Genomic DNA, 16,644 nt, shown 5'->3' with positions numbered 1-16,644 from the left:
CTAAATTTTAGCTAATGCTTGATCATGGGCACTGATCGTTTTATCAATATCCTCATCGGTGTGCGCAACTGAAATAAAGGTAACCTCGTAAGGGGTAGGTGCAGTCAAAATACCAAGTGACAGCATCTCCTTATAATAGGAAATAAAATGCTGCATATTTGCACCTTGCACTGCATCGTAGTTCATAACATTGTGCTCTGCGAAAAAAGCTGAAAACATAGAACCTACCCTGTTGATTTGCAGTGGGATTCCTCTACGCTGAGCGCACTCCAGAAAGCCAACCTCTAGCCGTGCAGATTTCCGCTCCAGTTCCTCATAAATCCCATCCTGTTCTAGCAATTTTAAAGTGGTGTATCCTGCCGCCATCGCAATGGGATTGCCTGACAACGTTCCCGCTTGATAAATTGCACCAATAGGCGCGACCTGCTCCATGATTTCTCTTCTTCCCCCATAAGCGCCAACAGGTAAGCCACCCCCAATAATTTTACCCAGACAAGTAAGATCAGGCATGATTTCATACCTTCCTTGTGCGCCACTAGGACCAACTCGATATCCAGTCATCACTTCATCAAAAATAAGTAAGCTACCATATTCCTTTGTTATATGTCTTAAACCTTCGAGAAAGCCTGGCGCAGGTGGAATGGCGCCCATATTTCCTGCTACTGGCTCTACTATTACCGCTGCAATCTGCTCCCCATATTTTTCAAATAAATAACGCACACTGTCCATACTATTAAAGGGGGCTGTCAGGGTATGCGTAGCGACACTATCTGGTACACCTGGACTATCTGGCAATCCTAGTGTTGCCACACCTGAGCCTGACTTCGTCAACAAGGCATCTGCATGTCCATGATAGCCACCTTGGAACTTCACAATTTTTTGTCTTTGTGTATATCCTCTAGCTACACGCAATGCACTCATCGTTGCCTCTGTCCCTGAATTCACCATACGCACCATGTCGATAGAGGGCATACTATTACAAATATGTTCAGCCATCTTTACTTCAAGCTCTGTAGATAACCCAAAACTAGTACCAAAGGCTGCCACCTCCTGAATAGCCTTGACGATCTCCGCACGAGCATGACCAAAAATTAACGGTCCCCATGATCCGATATAGTCAATAAATTCGTTGCCATCCATATCATACAAACGTGAGCCTTGACCACGAGTAGCAAAAGCAGGTGTCAATCCAACGGTTGAAAATGCACGCACAGGACTGTTTACCCCACCAGGCATTACCTTTTTGGCACGCTCGTATGCTGCTAAACTATGACTCATCCTCTGTTTCCTCCCCTGTCTAAATCAAAATACTGATCTATTTCAACCATTCGGCTATTTCGTCTCATTATTCACTGATTCTTTATATACGGAGAGATATCACGATTCAACAGTCATTTGCCTGATATGAAAAGAAGGTATCGCTGTGGATACCCTCTTGATACCTGCTTCGCAGTCTAGCATTGTTAGCCCTTCACATCTTGCAGACTAGCGCCAAAATTGATATGAAATACTTGACCATCAATGACGAGTGCTGGAACGGATTTAACGCCTGCCTTCTCCGCTTCTTCTATCCGATTAGGAACCGCACCAAGATGTACAATCTCCGTATTGATTTTTCCTGTATCAAGATAATCAACAACAACCTGCTCTGCCTCTACACAAACGGGGCAACCTGCATGATAAAAAATTGCTTGAGCCATTCACGATCTCTCCTTCATCTTTTAGTGTAGCTTTGCTACTTGACTTCATTATAGGAAGGAGCATTGTGATCATCAATTTGAAATTGCTTATCGTTATGATAGGCTAGCCTAATGGTTATCACCCATTTCTCCGCTGAAAATCAATTAAAAAATCACCTAATGCCTGACAATGTGTATAAGGAACCGCATTATAAATGGAAGCACGGAGATGCCCAGCATCCCGATGACCTTTTAAGCCCATAAATCCTTCCTGCTCTAGCTCACCAAGCAGCTTATTTTCCAGTTCAGAGCTACAGGTACGAAAAGTAACATTCATCAACGATCTGCTCTCCTTATGTGCTAATCCTTCATAAAACCCCTCACTATGATCTAGCACATCATACAGTAATTTCGCTTTTTGTTGATTCCGAACAGCCATGCCTTCTACTCCACCTTGCCGCACAAGCCATTTCAAAACAAGATTCACCATATATACCGAAAAAACAGGTGGCGTATTATATAGCGAGCCATGCTTAACATGGGTACGATAGCTTAAAATATCAGGGAGTGTTTCAGGAATAAGTTCTAATAAAGATCGATGAATAATCGCGATCGTCACCCCTGCGGGTCCCAGATTTTTTTGTGCACCTGCATAAATATAAGAAAATGGCGAGGGGTCCACAGGACGCGAAAAAATATCACTGGACATATCCGCGATAAGCGGAACATCACCTGTATCAGGAAAACTATGATATTGAATACCATCAATGGTTTCATTAGATATGACATGTACATAGGCTGTATGATCTGGAATAGATAGTTGACTTAAATCAGGCATTTTCTTAAAGCCTGAATCCACCCCACTTGCTAATAGCGTAGTTTTCCCCAGCTTTTTAGCTTCCTTCCAAGCCTTTCCCGACCATGTTCCACAATGGACATAACCTGCAGTTTTTCCCTCTGTTAAAAAATTGAGAGGTACCATGGAGAATTGCAAACTTGCCCCACCGTGCAGGAATAACACTTCATATTCTGAGGAAAGCCCCATCAAATCTTTAATGAGTTGCTGTGCCTCATAATGAATGGCTTCATAGGCTTTACTGCGATGGGAAATTTCCATAACAGAAGTACCTGTACCTTGAAAGCTACGTAATTCTGCTTGAGCCTCTTGCAACACCTCGGCTGGCAATGCCCCCGGACCCGCATTAAAATTATAATAGCCCACTACAATCCCTCCGTAATTGTTCATATAAAGGGAATTGCGCCGTCATTTCTTGCACGCTTTTTGATACCTTTTCTTTGATCGCACTACTCTCAGGATTTTTAAGAACTAACCCTATTAACTTGGCAATTTCCTTCATTTCTGCCCCACCTAAGCCACGCGTTGTCATTGCAGGTGTACCTAAGCGAATGCCACTTGTAATTAATGGACTTTGTGTATCATGTGGAATCGCATTTTTGTTAGCAGTAATGCCAACCTCATCTAATAGACGTTCCGCTTCCTTCCCAGTACCTCCAATAGAACGCAAGTCCACAAGCACAATATGATTATCTGTTCCTCCTGATACCAAAGTGAATCCCTCATCTAATAAGCTCTCAGCGAGCACCTTAGCATTGTCTAGCACATTTTGAATATAAAAATTAAAATCAGGCTGAAGCGCTTCTCCAAAAGCAACGGCTTTGGCGGCAATGGCATGCATAAATGGCCCCCCTTGAATCGTAGGAAAAATCGCTTTATCGATGGCTTGTCCCCATGCGCTATTGCACATAATGATTGCTCCTCTTGGCCCACGCAGGGTTTTATGCGTCGTTGTCGTAACAAAGTGAGCAAAAGGGATTGGGCTTGGATGTAGCCCCGCCGCCACGATGCCAGCAATATGCGCCATATCTACAAATAAAAGTGCGCCAACCTCAGCTGCAATTTGAGAAAATAGCTCAAAATCAATCACACGTGGGTAAGCACTAGCTCCTGCCACAATCATACGTGGGCGATGCTTATGAGCAAGCTGTCGTACCTGATCAAAATCAATCCGCCCTGTCTGCTCATCAACACCGTAAGGCACAAAGTTATACAGCCTACCAGAAAAATTAACCGGACTTCCGTGTGTCAAATGTCCCCCATGTGCCAAATTCATGCCTAAAATGGTGTCGCCCACTTCAACAGCAGCGAAATAAACCGCCATATTCGCCTGCGCCCCAGCATGAGGTTGTACATTGACATGCGCTGCGCCAAAAAGCTCCTTTGCACGTTGAATGGCTAGCTCCTCCGCTTGATCCACATATTCGCATCCACCATAATACCTTCTTCCAGGGTACCCTTCTGCATACTTGTTAGTCAAAACTGAGCCTGTTGCTTCCATCACTGCCTCACTCACAAAGTTTTCCGAGGCGATCAGCTCTATTTTATTGTGCTGTCTCGACAGTTCTTGTGAAATTGCATTAAATATTATTTTGTCCTGTTGAGCTAATTTCTTCATAGTGATCTTCCTTTCTCTAATGCGTTGTAATTACAACATTTTTGCATGATAATATATTTAGAAATGGATTGACTGATTTGGAGGGAAATGCCTTGCTTACAGTAAACCGTCATGATCCTCGGCCGATTTGGCAACAGCTGCTTGATCAAGCGATTTCTAATATTACGACTGGAAAATGGCCTCCAGGTGAGTTGCTTCTCCCCACACGTGAGCTAGCACAACTAATTGGTGTTTCCCGTTCCACGATTCAAACGGTATATGAGGAGCTATATAGTCGAGGTTATACTGTAACCTCTCGTCGTGGTGGAACAAGAGTAAGTGAATGGACGTATAACGCCAACGTAGCTGAAGAGCTATCCCACAAGGGACCTACCTTGCCCCCATTGCCGTTATTAGACTCTGCCCTTAGCCATCTAAGCAACTGGTTTGGCAATGATAGTGATAGTAATACTCGTGAGCAAGCTACAATTGAAATTGACTTTACCCCCCACGAGCCCTATTTAGATGAACACTTTCTGAAGGATTGGCGACGTTCTTTTTTACATGCGTCCACAGATTCAACTATAGATAGCTGGGCTTATGGTGATGCATTTGGATTTTTGCCCTTACGAGAGCAAATCGCTCGTTACTTATCACTTGAAAGAGGGGTTCATGTTAACGTAGATCAAATCTTATTAACCTCAGGCGCACAGCATAGTCTCGATCTCATTGCCCAAGCCTTATTGCATGAAGGAGCGACCGTTTCAGTTGAAGACCCAGGCTTCCCTGCGGCATGGATGGCGATGAAATACCGTAATATGAACGTGGTACCTGTTCCTGTTGACGAGCATGGATTGTGTGTGGACCACATTGACCCTCAATCTGAGCTTGTCTACGTCACCCCATCACATCAATGTGCCGTTGGTGTAATTATGTCGGAGCCGCGTAGGCAACAGCTTCTACATTTAGCGGCAGAAAAAGGCTTATGGATGGTAGAGGATGATTATGACAGCGAATTTCGCTATCGTGGCGATCCACTACCCACTTTATTTAGTCAGCGTCCACAAAACACGTTGTACATGCTAAGCTTTTCCAAAATGATTGCCCCTGGTATTCGCATGTCTGCTTTAGTTGGCTCCAAAGAAGCGATCTCTCAGCTCGCCCGTGTTCAGGGATTAACGTACCGCCACCTGCCAATTATGGAGCAGCTAACATTAACCCATTTTATGGAACGTGGCCTGTTCATGCGGCACATGAGAAAAGTACGTAATATTTACCGCCGCAGACATGCAGCTATGACCAAAGCGATCATTTCAACTGGCTTAAGCGAGCACTTTACACTTACAGGTGCTGAAACTGGGCTTCATATGTTACTTGAAGCTGACTCAACCTTTGACGAAGGAAGGGTAACAAAGCTAGCGTTAGAAAGAGGTATCCGTATTTATCCACTTAGCCAATATGGGCTAGAAAGCACAAGAAAAGGCTGGGTGCTTGGTTTCGCCAAAGTAGATGAAGCCGCCATCGAAGCAGGAATTACCTCACTAGCAGAAATTATTTTAGATGTACATTCTCATTCCAATAATAACTATCAGGCAAATAACGTTCGCCAAACACTTTTGTCCCGACACGAATAATTGTTGCGCCTTCCTCAATGGCCACCATGAAATCACCTGACATCCCCATGGAGAGGATATCCATCTCTACACGCGGGATGTTTTTTTGTTTAATTTGAGATTGAATCGATTTTAATAAGCGAAAGCATCCTCTTGTTTCCTCATTGGTAGCCCCTAATTTACCGATTGTCATTAGTCCTTTAATATTTAAGGTTTCAAGCTGTGACAATTGCTCTACTAATTCCACCGCTGCTTCAGGCGCAATGCCAAACTTACTTTCTTCGTACGACGTATTCACCTGTACTAATATATTCATGGTTCGATTTTCCTTCAGGAGCTGTTGGTGTAACACTTGTCCTAGCTTCAAACGATCAACAGAATGGATCAAAGTCACATATTTAATAACGTCCTTGACCTTATTAGTCTGTAAATGACCGATGAAGTGCCATTCTACCTTATTGTATTGCTCCATAAGTGGAAACTTATCTCGAAGCTCCTGCGCTTTATTTTCTCCAAACAACACCTCGCCTGCTTGCATCGCCATTTGTAGCTTTTCAAGAGGCACAGTTTTAGTTGCCAATAGTAGCTGTACCTCCTCTGGTTTGCGGCCTGATACCTGACAAGCTAACTTCATCTGCTGTCTTACTGTGTTAAGATTTTCTTCAACTAAATTGCTCATGACATTCCCTCCCGTTCTATATGAATATTACTAACTTATCAAATTATGGTTTGTTACTATATATCCAAAATGAATAACTTGGAGCAGTCCATATTTTTTCATAAAAGAAACGCCTCTAAATAGATCAACCAATCCAGTTAGCTACTGGCTACTAAGGAGAGGTTCAATATTTAAGAGACGTTCTACGTTTAGTATTCACATAAATAATATTCACATATTTAGAATTGACTGTAATGCTTATGCTTTAATTTACTCCTTACGTTACTCCTTCACCCCACCAATAGTAAGGCCAGTAACAAAATATTTTTGCAAGAATGGATAGAGTAAAATAATTGGCATTGCCGTCACGATGGTGATCGCTGCTCGAATCGATACAGGGGTCACCATACTCGTGACATTTTTATATTGATCCACATTGACCGTTCCCCCTTGTGAAGTTGCTGAGGATAATAGCTTCATCAACTCATATTGTAGGGTGGTCAAGTTGCGGTTACCTGCCGTATAGAGCATGGAGTCAAACCAAGAGTTCCACTGACCTACTGCAATAAATAGGGCAACCGTTGCTAACACGGGCTTCGATAGAGGAAAAACAATTTGCATAAAAATTCGGAAATCTCCTGCACCGTCCATTTTTGCCGATTCGATCAGTCCCTCGGATAACCCCTGAATGTAAGTACGAATAACAATCATATTAAACACACCAATTAAGCCTGGAATAATGTACACCCAAAAGCTGTTCAAAAGTCCCATTTGTTTAATCAACATATACCCGGGAATTAAGCCACCGCTAAAATACATCGTAATGACAAACATCGTTGTCGCAAACTTGTTAAACATATATTCCTTCCGGCTTAGCACGTAAGCCAACATCGCTGTACAAAAGAGCTGCACCACCGTCCCCACTACGGTTCTAGCAACAGAAATAAATGCCGCTTGTGTCAAATGCGGATTTTGGAACACCGAAACATAGTTTTGTAGCGTCCATTCTCTTGGCCATAAATAGATTCCCCCACGAATCGTATCAAGACCATTATTAAAAGAGACGGCAATCGTGTTTAAAAATGGATATAACGTAACCACCATCACCAGTAACATCAATATGCCATTAGAGACCGAAAAAATCGTATCTCCTAGACTTCGTTTTCCACTAAATCGCTTCACAGCTTAACCTCCTTATCATATCAACCGCTCTTCACCAAGAGACTTCGCAATCCCGTTGGCGATAAAGATGAGCACCAGACTGACTACACTTTTGAAAATCCCTGCTGCGGTGGCAAGTGAGTAGTTACCAAGATTTATCCCATATTTCAAAACAAAAATATCGATCGTCTCGGATACATCCTGCACAAGTCCATTGCCCAGCAAATATTGAATCTCAAAGCCTGCATTCAGTACGTTACCCACGTTGATAATGAGTAGGATAATAATCGTTGGTTTGATGCTTGGAAGCGTAACGTTAAACATTTTACGGAAACGACCCGCACCGTCAATGGAAGCCGCCTCATATAGGCTTGGATTAATCGCCGCCATAGAAGCTAAATAAATAATCGTTCCCCAACCGATCTCTTTCCACATGCTCGACAGGCCTACAATGCCCCAAAAGTATTTAGGTTCGGCAAAAAAATTGATCGGTGCATCAATCAAGCCAAACTTCATCAGTAATATATTTACAATTCCCGTTTCTGTTGACAATACATTCGCCACGATCCCTGTCACGATAATCCACGATAAAAAGTGCGGAAGGTAGGAAACGGTCTGCACCACGCGTTTAAACAATACGAAACGTAGTTCATTTAATAAGAGCGCAAGCCCAATCGAACCCACAAACCCTAAAAACAAACTGATTAGACTCATCGCTAATGTGTTTCGAATGACACGTAAAAATGTAGGGTCAGTAAATAACGTCATAAAATGATCTAACCCTACCCACTCCTGCTCCATAAAGCCAATCCCCGGTCTAAAATTCTGAAAGGCCATTAGCCAACCCCATAAAGGCCCATACGCAAAAATGGCGATAAATATAATGAACGGAAACGACATCCATAACAATTGACGCTGACCTTTCATTCTTAACAAGTTATATCTTAACCAGCTTTTACCTGAAGGAATATGGCTGGTATTTACCGCAGGCTGCAACTCCTTTTTGGCCATGCTTCTCTCTCCTTAATTACTAGTTTTATCTATATGTCATATCAATTGAATAAGAAAGGCTATAGGATATCCCATAGCCTTTACTTTAACCTTCAGCTGATTAACCCCATAAATCTACACGTCTACGAACCTCTTCGGTAAGCGCATCCTCATAAGCTTTAATATCTACGCTTTGCTTCAGTGTGGATTGATATTCTTCCCATGCCTGATCAAACTGGGCAGGTGCCGTCATAATGACTTTAGGTAACCACTTACGTTTTACATCGTCCATCTTTTGTCTAGCAATCGTCTCTGGTTTATTTGGTTCAAAATTGAACGTATAAATCGGGAACCATGGTTCGTTATCTGTAGGAGGCTCTAGGAAATCAGTAAACTTGGTATAGCCGTAAGCCTTGAGTACTTTTTTGTCAATATCATTTAATGTAGCAAGGTATTCTTCAGGCTGTTCTTTTGGATCTAATGCATTTTTTCCGTCTGCTGTCATCCCTTCATGGTGTGGGAAATAGACAAGTGGACTTCCTGTATTCGCAAGTACCCAGTCTGGATCTTTCGAATTCGCACGTTGCTCCTCGTTACGAGAGAATATACCTTTATCATCCACTTGATAATCTACATCTTTTTGTCCCCATGTTCTTAGAACTTCAATCTCTGGGTCAAGTAGATCGTTAATGTATTGGAGTGCTCCCTCAACATCTTTACAGCTCTTCGTAATTGCAAGCCCACCGTTCACGTTCAGGATCGGCTTATGACGGTAACGCCCCTTCACATCCTCAGACAAAGTAATGGACAATGGTACATACGTTTTGTCAAACAGCTTTTGCTTCACAAGGGAGGCCTCTGCATCGAGGAACTGCCATCCTTGATCGACCATGCCTAGTACACGTCCTGTTGAAATTTTAGAAATGTACTGATCATAGTTCGCTGTAAATGTCTCCGTATCAACTAGCCCTTTGCTATATACTTCATTGATCTTTTTAAAATAAGCCTTCGCCTCTGGAATTGTATTGTAGTTTTTCGCAGTTAACGTTTCCTTATCAACGATAGCGGCACCTTCATTTGGATGTCCAGCTAGGAACAACGGTGGATTCTCCAGTGCGAAGTAACGCCAGTCGTAAGAAATAATCTCAAAGCCAATCGTTGGCTGACCGTTCATCGTTGGATGTGCTTCCTTATAACGTTCAATCAAGTCAAAATATTGGTCCAACGTTTTGATCGTCGGAAAATTGTCCCACTCTAACACTGCTTTCTGAATCCAAAACGCTTCCCCGCCATGCGTCACTTCCATCGATTCACCCTGAATGTTTCCGAATTGTGGGATGAAGTAAATATGACCATCGGTCGAGTTTTTCATTTTTTTCCAATCTTCACCTAAATAGTTTTTAATATTCGGATATTTGTCGATATAGTCTTCAAGTGGCACTAATGCGCCAGCTGACACTAATTGCTGCGTGCCATCACTACCATCAATGAAGTCTGGATATTCACCACCTGCAATTAAGACCCCAATTCTTTCTTTTGCAGTTTGCCCCGTAAGCCAATCCATTGTCACACGTACACCCGTTTTTTCCTCGATCGCTTTCATCACGCGGTTATCATCAGGTGCAATCTTACCTGGTACAGCAAAAAATGCGGAAAATTGCTTTAATTCTTTGCCATCAGCACTTTTCTCAGCCGCTGGCTTTGTTCCCGATGAACATCCAGCAAGCACAACCGTAAGCATCAAAGTCAGTAAAATCAACTGCCTAAATCTTTTTCTGACATCCTTTTTCATCATGACCCCTCCAGCCAAGTATGTGATCAGAAGCTCTTTAGAAAGCGCTTTCTAAAGCTGATTTAAAATTATCATTGTTACGCGCACTCCTCAACAGGACAAATTATAGACACAATCCCAATAATTCTAGGTAGTAATAACTTTTCAGACACGAGCTAGTTATATAAAAAATCCTGCTCCCCTTTATGGAGTGCAGGATGATGAATCTGAAGTATATAGCGCTTGTGCCCTTTTTCGATATTGGGCTGGCGTCTCTCCCCTGATTTTCTCGAACCGATTAATAAAATAATCAGAATCCCGATACCCTACCATGGTGGCAATCTCATACACTCTGTAATCTGTTCTACGGAGTAGCCTAGAGGCTTCCTCAATACGAATCTCATTCAAATAATCACTGAAGCTTTTAGCATAATGCTTTTTGAAGATCTGCCCCAAATACGCACTGTTCATGTAAAATTGCTCTCCTAGTAGCTTCAAGCTAATACTTTCCATGTAGTGCTCAGTAATGTAAGCCTCAACTTGGGCAAGCACCCCCATCGCATTCCACTTGTGCTTCTCCTTCAGCTTTTGTGCACATTTATACGAAAACTGAAATAAATTTTCAATGTTCTCTTCCATCGACAACATCGCATAATTTTCCTGAAGAAACGTGGATTGCATCCATTCTACATCTGGATTTACATCGTAGGTTTCGTCTGTGTTAACAAGCCCAATTAATGAATACGCTAAATAATGAAGATGGATCCCCACAATACCTGGCTCTATTCGTTCCTCTAAAAAAAATTGAAAAATAGCCTGAGCATGACTGCGAATATCCTCCATCCGATACTCCTCAATCGCCTTAATGAGCTCATCAAAAAGCTGTTTTTCTTTTCCCGAAGGCTGGTGACTAAAAACGGTCGTATCCATTTGCTCAAAATAGTAGATCGGTCCATATGCACTAAAGAAACGCAAGCTTTTGATCTTATCACAAGAATAATAAGATTCGTGTAGCTCCTCCAGTCGACTAACCTCCTTGCCCACATACATGGCAAACCCTGCCCTAGATTTCTCTGATTCGCTTGATTCCCTTAATTCCATTGATCCCTCGATCCGATTCAACTCGGTATACAATTGGGCAACGTACTGCTGGAGCGATACCCCCTCACGCCTCAGCAGTACATCCGTTATAATATGGAGCACCCTATTTTTCTCGCCCGTGAACGATTTAAGACCATGTCCTCTAGCATTTTGATTCACTATTGCTTCTACCTGTAGACCCCACTGCGCTTGCTGTTGCTCACTTCCTGACTCCGTTTCTATCATAATGCATCGGAACTTGTTCGCATGGCCGAACTGACTTTGGACACTAGCAATGTTATCTCGATTTGCCGTTCCAAGTAGAAGCGATTGTACATGCTGGGCCATTACGAGTTGCTCCTGTTTTTCCTGCTGTCGCTTCTCTTCCACTCTCTCTCGGAAAATCTTTTTAAACGTTGTCAGCACTTGAAGTAGCTCGTCTTTAACAATCGGCTTAAGAATATAATCGTTGACCTTATACCTAATCGCTTGTTTCGCATACTTAAACTCATAAAAACCGCTAAGTAACACCAGCTTCATCTCGCCGTCATATTTTTCATATAAAACTTTAGCGAGCTGTAACCCGTCCATCTCTGGCATTTTAATATCTGAAATAATGAGATCTGGCTGAACTTTCTCAATACACTCCAGTGCCTGTATTCCGTTAGAAGCTTGACCACAAATCTGAAACCCAAGCGCGTTCCAATCGATTAATAAAACAAGTCCTTGGCGAATAAATGGCTCATCATCCACAATCAACACGTTGATCATTTCCATATTGTTACTCCTTATCCCTAAGATGCTTGTATAAGAGGAACCTGAATCATAATCGTTGTTCCTTTGTACTTTTCACTAGTTATGTTCACCTGTATACTGTCATCAAAATACATACGAAGCCGGATATACGCATTCATAAAGCCGATACTACTGAGTTCGCTAAGTCGCTCCAGACTTGGATCAAGCATCAAATTACGGAGCAAAACTAGCTTGTCTTCCTCCATGCCAACTCCAGTATCTCGTATCATGATATGCAATTGGTCGTTTTGCTTATGAAAACTAACTTCGACCACACCATCATTCATACTGCCTTCAATCCCATGGATACAGGCGTTCTCTACAAAAGTTAATACGGTTAGCTTTGGAATTCTCATTTTCAAAATATCTGCTTCCGCAACATCAATTACAAATTGTAGCTTCTCACCAAAGCGATATTGCTGAATCACTAAATAACTTTCTACAAATGTAATCTCATCCTGAATCGTAACGAGATCGTTGCCCCAATTGATCGTCTGTCGCATCAGTAGCGCCAGCTTCTGAATAATGTCGGAGGTTTCATGCTCCTCCTTGATCAGACTCCGCATACGGATCGTTTCTAACGTATTAAACATAAAGTGCGGATTAACCTGACTTTGTAACGCCTTTAATTCAGCTTGCTTCTTGGAAAGTTCAAGCGCCTGTCGTTCAACCTGCCCTTTAAATACAATCTCGATTAGATTTTTAATTTTGAGCACCATCATGTTATAGCTGTGAGTCAGACTGCCAATCTCATCCTTGCCAATCGGCCCTGAGATGACCTCAAATTTCTCATGCTTCACTTGATCCAAATGCTTCGCTATTCGGTCTACTCTATGCACAAGTGATCTGGAAATGAGCCAAATGAGCAAGGTTGGTACTAGCAGATTAAGAATAATGAGTAACATCAGATTAAATCTGGAGTCCATAATTTCGGACAAGAAATCCAGCTTCTCCCCGCGCAAAATAATTTGCCAGTCCTCAGATACGATAGGAGTAGACTCTATGGATTGCTCTGCATCCATCCCAATGCTGGACATGAGATTAAATGGCTTTCTTGCCTCGTTCATCCTTGTATCATTTGAGAAAATAATGCGATCATTTGAAAAGATATAAATTTTCCCGCCCGAGCCTTCATTTTTTAGCGACTTGTTAATAAAGGCGTAGTCGAGATCGACTTTTAATACCTTTTCGACCTTTTGTTTCCCGAAATAGTTTAATTTGCGAATGATGCTAACCTTCCGTCCACCTTGGCTTTGCGACATCTCTGCTTGCTGTTTGTCAAAATACGAATAGATCATCATATGATTGTCACTGTTCATCAGCGCTTGATACCATTCACTGCTTCTAATTTCATCATTTAGCTTGATGAAGTTGCCGCCATTCACAAAAGTTTCATTATCAACATAAAACGTCACCTGATTTACCTGCTGATAGCTATAATAATAGCGAACTAGATTGTTGCCACTTAGCATATCGTAATAGGCAAGATAGTAGTCCTCCTGATTGCGATAGGTAGACTCCATAAATCGATTTAGCGTTGCATCCGTGTATAAAAAATTAGATACATACAAGCTGTTGTCCAGACTGTTGCGAAGATTAAAGCGAATCCGTTGCTGCATTTCATTGATGCGGCTTTGCTCCTTTGCCTCAATCTGCCCTTTAATACTTTGATAAAACACAGCATTTGTAGCCAACACAGGGATCAACACACAAAAAATAAATAGTAAGTATAGCTTCGTTTTTAAACTCCAATCATCCTGAAAGTGAAAATGATGAATACGCCGAACCTCCTGAATACGCTTACATAATGACTTGAATCTCATGTTCGTTGTGATCCCCTTCCCCCGTCCCCTCTATTAACACCATTATAACGGGCAAGCACAGGAATGGAATATACTTTTTAGGTCACAACACAAAAAGAGCACCCTAAATATTAGAGTACTCTGCTCGTTGTAAGATAATTTCACTATTTATTAATCAATTTAAATTACACTCATATATTGTCTTGATGAACACACATGTCTGATGAAATTGGCTCACAAGGTTTCTGTATTAAGCGTAAAGCCTTCAATCACGACATCTTCATCCACTTCAATCATGATGCAACGTCTACCTTGATAATTTACCTGTTTCACATGTCTCAGGTCTTGCGGGCTAACTGAAATTGTAGCCACCTTGGTTTCAATTTTAATAGATTTAGACGTAAACTTCGGTAAAACACTGGCCGCTTTCATCTCATAATTTTTGTTGTCAACGATGGTTTCGAAAGCACGTTCTACTTTCTCTGTCGTCAGGTTCTCCACGCCGCTTGCGGTCAAAACACGTTCCAGATCTCTATAATCCAGCTTCGCAGGTTCTTCCTCCTTGGACTCTTCGTTAATTTCGATAACTCGGTTGATCTCCTCGTATACATGGGCAATGGTAGCCGAGTCGAGCTGTTCACCAGCCACTTCCTTCACAATATCTTCAAAGATCGCCCGTTCCTCCAGTGCAGTAACGGACCTTTCTCCATTCAATACATTTTCAACAAAATGTTGGTCAGGGAAATTTGATTTTCCTGTACAATATAAAACACGATTCACATCGGAGTAGTTATCCGTCACGCTAGGGTACAGAAACCCTTGCTCTGGGGTGCTTAATTTGATAATGGGATCTACAATCACGTTGTATTTGAACTCTCTCTCCACGTAATCAAACAAGAGCGTTTTCCGCTGCTTCTCCGTGGAATTCACGCTGCACAAAATAAACGGATGGGCAAACACTTCATTTTTCTCGCTCTCTTCCGTCGCTTCATTTCTAGCATGGGTTGGCAAATAATATTGTCCACGTACGAACGTAACCACCATATCCCGTTCAAATTTAGCATCTACCAGCATTCGATCCACGAGTAGCATCATCAAATCCTGCCATTCTTCCGGATCCCCTGTTGCCAGTGCCTGATGAAGCAATACCTGGGCTGGGTCTTCTGCCACTTCTTGGAATTTCAACTCAAACAACTTCTGATCCAACTCACCCATCAGCAATTTTTTAAAATTACCCATGTACAGCTCTTGCTTCTCTCGATCTACCAATTCAAACGGATGACGCTCCCAATGATAGACCTCATTTGTTTCCTTCATAATATAAACGTTAAGAATATCGTAAATATGCAATAGATCGTGATCCAACTTAAACTGCTTACGTATATGTGCTATTTCTTTTTTATTCATAATTAATTAGACAACTCCTCAATTAAACTGGCTTTACAAGTATAAACGATATAAAAATTCTTCGCCAGAAGGAGTCTTGGGTTTAACTCACATTATAATACTACGTGATAAAAATCGATTCATCTGATTGGCTTCAACAATCAAAATTGTTAAATATAATCATACTTTACCTAGCAACCAAGAGATAAACCAGTTAATATACAGGAAGTATACCAAAACCAAACCGAATATAAAGGGGGAAAAAACATGCAGGAATTTACATTTGTAAAGAATTATAAAAACAATGAGACGCTTAGAAAAAGTTTCTTTGAACTTGCTAAGCGTACTTTTGATATAAGCTTTGAAGACTGGTATGAGCAAGGTTTTTGGGGTGAAGGATACATACCTTTTTCATTTGTTGAAGGGGAGAAGGTTATAGCAAATGCTTCAGTTAATGTGCTGGAGTTAGTGATTAATGGAGAGAAGAAAAAAGCAATCCAAATTGGAACCGTTATGACCCACCCTGACTATCAAAAAAAAGGATTATCTGCGAACTTAATGAATAAGGTGATAGAGGAATTCGAAAACAAGGTGGATTTCATGTATCTTTTTGCTAATGAAACTGTGCTTGAATTTTATCCGAAGTTTGGATTTAAAGCTGTAGAAGAGCATATTTTTTCAATAGACTTTCCATTTGATTTTCCTACAGACTCTTCAATGAGCTTAACAAACGTTACAACACCTACTCCAAGCCCACTAGCACAAGCTAGCATTAGAAAACTAGATGTCTGCCAAGCGGAGGACTTACGTTTGATTACTAAATTTGCATCAGAAAGATTACCCGTCTCTCAACGTTTCGGAACAAATAACACCAAAGGCATCGTCATGTATTATTGCCTGAACGTGTTTAGTGATCATATTTATTACCTAGAAAACGAGGACGTCATTGCTATTTTTAATAAGGAAAATAATCACATGGACATCTTTGATATTATTAGCATTAATGAAATGAATGAAAGCAACATTCAAAATATTTTAGCTACAATTGGCGGTAATGATACGGTAAAAGCCACCTTCCATTTCACACCTGATTATAAGGGTATTGAACTCAAAAGTGAGATTATTAATGATGGTTTGTTTGTAAGAACAACTGGGGACAACGTGTATCCTGCGAAGGTGAAGCATCCGGTTACGTCGATAGCTTAGAAGATAAAAATATAACTCATTAGCGAACATGAGGAACTGACTCCTGTTTA

13 protein-coding genes are annotated in these 16,644 nt (G+C 41.5%); 2 read left to right on the top strand and 11 right to left on the bottom strand.

Features of this window, described 5'->3' with window-relative positions:
• The 4 genes from hemL to glyA form a co-directional block, all read right to left on the bottom strand.
• The gene (gene hemL / locus ABE099_RS01095; RefSeq protein WP_430026731.1) at window positions 1-1,278 is read right to left on the bottom strand and encodes a glutamate-1-semialdehyde 2,1-aminomutase; all 1,278 of its coding nucleotides are present in this window, start codon (window positions 1,276-1,278) and stop codon (window positions 1-3) included.
• 185 nt (window positions 1,279-1,463) lie between these two features.
• Entirely contained in the window at window positions 1,464-1,700 is a 237-nt protein-coding gene (locus ABE099_RS01090) for a thioredoxin family protein (protein ID WP_430026730.1), read from the bottom strand.
• A 118-nt stretch (window positions 1,701-1,818) separates the two neighbouring features.
• Entirely contained in the window at window positions 1,819-2,901 is a 1,083-nt protein-coding gene (gene serC, locus ABE099_RS01085) for a 3-phosphoserine/phosphohydroxythreonine transaminase (RefSeq protein WP_430026729.1), read from the bottom strand.
• Window positions 2,888-4,153, bottom strand: a complete 1,266-nt coding sequence (glyA, locus tag ABE099_RS01080) for a serine hydroxymethyltransferase (RefSeq protein ID WP_430026728.1) — start codon at window positions 4,151-4,153, stop codon at window positions 2,888-2,890. The genes serC and glyA overlap by 14 nt, the downstream gene beginning before the upstream one ends.
• A gap of 92 nt (window positions 4,154-4,245) precedes the next feature.
• Here glyA and ABE099_RS01075 point away from each other — a divergent pair, with 92 nt between their 5' ends.
• Window positions 4,246-5,766, top strand: a complete 1,521-nt coding sequence (locus ABE099_RS01075) for a PLP-dependent aminotransferase family protein (protein ID WP_430026727.1) — start codon at window positions 4,246-4,248, stop codon at window positions 5,764-5,766.
• Here ABE099_RS01075 and ABE099_RS01070 read toward each other — a convergent pair.
• The 7 genes from ABE099_RS01070 to ABE099_RS01040 all read right to left on the bottom strand — a co-directional run bounded on the left by ABE099_RS01070 (window position 5,684) and on the right by ABE099_RS01040 (window position 15,409).
• The gene (locus ABE099_RS01070) at window positions 5,684-6,424 is read right to left on the bottom strand and encodes a YggS family pyridoxal phosphate-dependent enzyme (RefSeq protein WP_430026726.1); all 741 of its coding nucleotides are present in this window, start codon (window positions 6,422-6,424) and stop codon (window positions 5,684-5,686) included. The two genes, ABE099_RS01075 and ABE099_RS01070, sit on opposite strands and share 83 nt — an antisense overlap.
• Window positions 6,425-6,685: 261 nt before the next feature.
• Window positions 6,686-7,585, bottom strand: coding sequence for a carbohydrate ABC transporter permease (locus tag ABE099_RS01065; RefSeq protein ID WP_430026725.1), 900 nt, complete (start codon window positions 7,583-7,585; stop codon window positions 6,686-6,688).
• 15 nt (window positions 7,586-7,600) lie between these two features.
• Window positions 7,601-8,575 carry an ABC transporter permease gene (locus ABE099_RS01060; RefSeq protein ID WP_430026724.1) on the bottom strand — a complete coding sequence of 325 codons (975 nt, stop codon included), beginning with the start codon at window positions 8,573-8,575 and terminating at the stop codon, window positions 7,601-7,603.
• A gap of 100 nt (window positions 8,576-8,675) precedes the next feature.
• Complete coding sequence (locus ABE099_RS01055; RefSeq protein WP_430026723.1) at window positions 8,676-10,346, bottom strand: extracellular solute-binding protein; 1,671 nt, start codon at window positions 10,344-10,346, stop codon at window positions 8,676-8,678.
• Window positions 10,347-10,529: 183 nt separating this feature from the next.
• Window positions 10,530-12,182, bottom strand: coding sequence for a response regulator transcription factor (locus tag ABE099_RS01050; RefSeq protein ID WP_430026722.1), 1,653 nt, complete (start codon window positions 12,180-12,182; stop codon window positions 10,530-10,532).
• Between the two features lie 17 nt (window positions 12,183-12,199).
• Window positions 12,200-14,023, bottom strand: a complete 1,824-nt coding sequence (locus tag ABE099_RS01045) for a sensor histidine kinase (protein WP_430026721.1) — start codon at window positions 14,021-14,023, stop codon at window positions 12,200-12,202.
• A gap of 213 nt (window positions 14,024-14,236) precedes the next feature.
• Window positions 14,237-15,409: a DUF4317 domain-containing protein gene (locus tag ABE099_RS01040; RefSeq protein WP_430026720.1), complete on the bottom strand. Its 1,173-nt coding sequence runs from the start codon at window positions 15,407-15,409 to the stop codon at window positions 14,237-14,239.
• A 246-nt stretch (window positions 15,410-15,655) separates the two neighbouring features.
• On the opposite strand from ABE099_RS01040, the gene ABE099_RS01035 reads away from it, so the two are divergent.
• Entirely contained in the window at window positions 15,656-16,594 is a 939-nt protein-coding gene (locus ABE099_RS01035) for a GNAT family N-acetyltransferase (protein ID WP_430026719.1), read from the top strand.
• Window positions 16,595-16,644 lie beyond the last annotated feature (50 nt).

The organism is Paenibacillus turicensis, from assembly GCF_050461185.1.
Classification (GTDB): Bacteria; Bacillota; Bacilli; order Paenibacillales; family Paenibacillaceae; genus Fontibacillus; species Fontibacillus turicensis_A.
This window is presented reverse-complemented; position numbering and strand designations above follow the sequence as displayed.

Coding starts and splice junctions, on each gene's coding strand:
- hemL (WP_430026731.1), bottom strand. CDS start 1,278: ATGAGTCATAGTTTAGCAGCATACGAGCGTGCCAAAAAGGTAATGCCT.
- ABE099_RS01090 (WP_430026730.1), bottom strand. CDS start 1,700: ATGGCTCAAGCAATTTTTTATCATGCAGGTTGCCCCGTTTGTGTAGAG.
- glyA (WP_430026728.1), bottom strand. CDS start 4,153: ATGAAGAAATTAGCTCAACAGGACAAAATAATATTTAATGCAATTTCA.
- ABE099_RS01070 (WP_430026726.1), bottom strand. CDS start 6,424: ATGAGCAATTTAGTTGAAGAAAATCTTAACACAGTAAGACAGCAGATG.
- ABE099_RS01060 (WP_430026724.1), bottom strand. CDS start 8,575: ATGGCCAAAAAGGAGTTGCAGCCTGCGGTAAATACCAGCCATATTCCT.
- ABE099_RS01055 (WP_430026723.1), bottom strand. CDS start 10,346: ATGAAAAAGGATGTCAGAAAAAGATTTAGGCAGTTGATTTTACTGACT.
- ABE099_RS01050 (WP_430026722.1), bottom strand. CDS start 12,182: ATGGAAATGATCAACGTGTTGATTGTGGATGATGAGCCATTTATTCGC.
- ABE099_RS01045 (WP_430026721.1), bottom strand. CDS start 14,023: ATGAGATTCAAGTCATTATGTAAGCGTATTCAGGAGGTTCGGCGTATT.
- ABE099_RS01040 (WP_430026720.1), bottom strand. CDS start 15,409: ATGAATAAAAAAGAAATAGCACATATACGTAAGCAGTTTAAGTTGGAT.
- ABE099_RS01035 (WP_430026719.1), top strand. CDS start 15,656: ATGCAGGAATTTACATTTGTAAAGAATTATAAAAACAATGAGACGCTT.